This is a genomic window from Enterobacter cloacae complex sp. IR5402, from assembly GCF_049238125.1.
Lineage (GTDB): Bacteria > Pseudomonadota > Gammaproteobacteria > Enterobacterales > Enterobacteriaceae > Enterobacter > Enterobacter hormaechei_C.
Genome location: NZ_JBMKHO010000041.1, coordinates 1 through 722, shown reverse-complemented (window position 1 = coordinate 722; position 722 = coordinate 1). Strand labels below are relative to the sequence as shown.

Below are 722 nucleotides of genomic sequence, written 5' to 3'. Positions count from 1 at the left end.
GGTGCTTGCGTGGCTTCCATTTCCATCAGATGTCCTTCCTGCTCCGCTACTGAAGGCGTGGTGCGTAACGGCAAAAGCACTGCCGGGCATCAGCGCTATCTCTGCTCTCATTGCCGTAAAACATGGCAACTACAGTTCACTTACACCGCCTCTCAGCCCGGTACGCACCAGAAAATCATTGATATGGCCATGAATGGCGTCGGATGTCGCGCCAGTGCACGCATTATGGGCGTTGGCCTCAACACGGTTTTACGTCACTTAAAAAACTCAGGCCGCAGTCGGTAACCTCGCGCATACAACCGGGCAGTGATGTGATTGTCTGCGCTGAAATGGACGAACAGTGGGGCTACGTCGGTGCTAAATCACGTCAGCGCTGGCTGTTTTACGCGTATGACAGGATACGGAGGACGGTTGTGGCGCACGTCTTCGGTGAACGCACTCTGGCCACACTGGAGTGTCTTCTGAGCCTGCTGTCGGCCTTTGAGGTCGTGGTATGGATGACGGATGGCTGGCCGCTGTATGAATCCCGCCTGAAGGGAAAGCTGCACGTTATCAGCAAGCGTTACACTCAGCGCATTGAGCGACATAACCTGAATCTGAGACAACATCTGGCAAGGCTGGGACGGAAGTCACTGTCGTTCTCAAAATCGGTGGAGCTGCATGACAAGGTCATCGGGCATTATCTGAACATAAAACACTATCAGTAAGTTGGAGTCATTACC

At 53.5% G+C, this 722-nt stretch carries 1 protein-coding gene; it reads left to right on the top strand.

The features are described 5' to 3' along the window. The first annotated feature begins 9 nt into the window (after positions 1 to 9). Positions 10 to 707, top strand: a protein-coding gene (locus ACOTXL_RS23790; RefSeq protein WP_225103636.1) for an IS1 family transposase whose coding sequence is annotated in 2 segments (ribosomal slippage) — positions 10 to 259 and positions 259 to 707 — 699 coding nt in all. Because the reading frame shifts where the segments join, the coding sequence is not laid out codon by codon here. Positions 708 to 722 lie beyond the last annotated feature (15 nt).